This is a genomic window from Bacillus sp. JJ1764 (assembly GCF_036962145.1).
Classification (GTDB): domain Bacteria; phylum Bacillota; class Bacilli; order Bacillales; family Cytobacillaceae; genus Neobacillus.
Map to the genome: position 1 here is coordinate 8754 of NZ_JBALNY010000193.1, position 3315 is coordinate 12068.

The window sequence follows — 3315 nt, forward strand, 5'->3', positions numbered from 1 at the left end:
ATTTTTGTGTCTGAGGTTGCGTTTAATGGCATATTTTCCTGTTCGTTAATATTTTTATTATTTGTTTCGAGTTCTTTAAATCGATCCGTTTGATTCTTTGTTTCCATTTCTTTATTGTGATTATAGAATTGATCTGCTCCAATCATTTCTTCAATATTAATTTCTTTCAATATTTCCTCATAATCATGTGGATCATCAGCAAAAATCTCAATTTCGGTATTTTGTGGATCAACAAATGACACATCTAATTGAGAGGTTTCCGGTAGTAATTTTTTCTGAATATAAATTTGGCCATATGCTTTATGAACACAAGGAATATTTATATTCTCTAGTTCTATATTCACCTCTGAAATAATTTCATGATTATAATCAAGCCAATAGGTCAATAAAGCAGCATCCCATTTAATTTCAAAATTACCATCTAAGATTTTTAGTAAATTTTGATTTAACTTATTGCGTTGGTCCTCATCTTTTGTAATAAAAACAGGAGAAAAAGCCAATAACCTGTATAGTTGAGCATACCAATATCTCCTATCATATTCCTGTGAAGATGGATTAAAAATGCGTGTAAGAAATTTTAAGCCGTTTTTCAGTTGACGCTTACCTTTATCTACGTGTGCATCACTTTCTTTTCCCATTTTGCATTCTACTAATGTTACATTAATAATTAGTTCATCAGATGCAAGACCCTCTTTATTAATTTCTAACAATAAAAAGTCAGGCCTATTTTTTTCATCTGCAAACCAATGTTGGTAAGAATCTAATGATATATAGCTTTTTAATATTGTATCATCACTAATAGATTGAATATTAAGCGACTCTAGAGAAAGCAGACTTGATAAAAAACTATGGATTTCATAATTATGCGGATTTAGTGCTTTGAGAACTTTTATACCATCTAATATTGATGATTTTCCCATACAATATTCCGCAGAAATACTGCATGTATCGTTACTCCATGAAGTAAAAATAGCTTTTAATCTCGACTTTAATCTTTCTGTAATATCTGTTCTAATTTGAGCAGATGATGATATAGCTACATTTAGTTCACCAAATGATCCTTCACCTGTAGAAAAGCTAATTATATTTGCGGCATCATAAAAAGACTTGTCTAATCCTGTATCTAACGTGATTACCCAATGTGACTTCTCATGAAGAAATTTGAGTTTTTCTTTTGATGTATCAGTTAATACTAATTCCTTTTCTACTCTGTATATTTCTTTTTCACTATATGGTCTCTCGATCCAAAATACCAATTGCGAATGTGAAAAAGCAGCTTGGAATTGTTTTTGGCTAATGGAAATATTTCTAGACTTATCCTTTTTTGGTGCTGGCATCGGATGGAACACCATTGGAAATCTTGTTTCACTTGGATTTATCGATTTTTCACCAGTCCGTTCATATTCTATACCGCTTGTTTCTAATAGATTTTCTAAAAAGACTATATCATAACTCAGCAAATTCCTTTTTATTTCGTTTAGAGAAGAATTACCAAAATTAAAGTCGTTAAAGTACGTTTCAATACTTACTTTATCTTCTTCACCAAAAAAGTTATCCAACCAAATGTGCATATAGTTCCTTCCATGTTGATTTCTAGAAGGTGATAAAATATGCAATTTCAAATTAATTCCATGAGATAACTCTTTGAATTCTTCAATAAAACTATGCAATCCCGCTACTACAGGTTGCAATTGGTCAAAATTGATAAAACAGATACTTAACGAGTCAGTATTTGAAGGAAAGGCAAAAACATATTCCATAATGTGGCTTGTAATTATTTGGGATAGTGATGTATTTGAAAGTAATTCTTTACTGTTAAAATCTTCATCAAAAATCAATCCATCATCTAGCATAATTGAACTGTCTAATATATTCTCATTTTCCTCTTTACCATGTAATGCGTAGTAACCAAATACTTCTGTTGGTATTCTATTAATGCTTTCTTCACAAATAATGGTGTCCACACCAGAAATAATTGTAGATTGTTTTCCGATTCTTTCCATCTTATTTATAATGGAAACTTGCTTTAATTGATTACTCTCTAAAAGATCATTAATTATCTCTGCAAAACCTTTTCTTTGAAAGGCTTGTTGCTCAATTATCTTTTCTAACATAGCTGGGTGAATAGGTGGAACTATAGCACCTTCCAATTTAAGTTGTTTTTCAGCAATATTTTTAGAAGAAACAATTAAAAATTGATTTGCAACTAAATTAAGAAAGTCTTTTTCTGTTGGGCTTAAATCGCCAATTTTTTTTGCAATTGTGTCTATTATCTCTACATATTTATCAATGAACTTTACAGCACTATTGTCCTTAGAAACATTAATTGTATTATAGAAGCCTGCTTCACAAAGATTTTGAGTAAATGTGTAGAATGGTTCGACTAATTGATATAATCTTGCTACTAAAAAGCTCGATTGCAGCTCATTAGGGAAAGTAGAAAAAACATTAATGCACTGTAATTCATGACTTTTTAATAGGTAATGGAAAGAATCTCTATCTGTACTTGTTAAAAGACTTCCTAATCCCTTACAATACAATATCGGTAAGAATCTATTTTCCCTTACAGTAATATCCTTTATGTTCTTAACAAATGCAAAGGATTGAAGCCAATATTCATATGGATTAAAGACCCATTTATACTCTCTTTTCAATTCATCATTTACATTAATTTCAAAATGAATCTTTGATAATTTTTCCGTGGCACTATCTGCATTTATTTTTATTTCTTTAAACATATTTAAGGAAAATGGATCAACATTGTCTACATAAGAAACCTTTATTTCTTCTTTTAACTCTTCACTTATATAATCAAGAATTCCACCTAAAGCGATGCATATATCATTCCATTTTTCAAAAATACTTTCTNNAATTTTTAAATCATTAATACTTTCTAATTCATTCTCTTGTTTATAGTCATTGATAATGTTAATTAACATTTTTGTATACACCTGCAACGGTGATCCATAAAGGTTAATAACTTTATCTTTTTGTTGTTTTTTTTCTTTTGATATGCGAAGGTCTAAAATACTATTTATGAGATTGAAATCTAAATTTATAAGCTTTGTTCTTAGTGTTTCAACATCCTTACCCATGTTAAAATCAATAATTGCAGCCTTGAAATGATCAAAATTATCAAATTCTTTACCTATCTCTTGTTTATAACTTGTAAGTAGCTCAGGATTTTCTTGTTCAAACTTTTGAAACTTATCTTCTAACTTTTTAAATTGAGAATCCGTAACCCCATCTTTATATTCAGTACGATTAATAAATTTTACAGCCTTATTTATGATATCTATTTTTTTATTATTACCC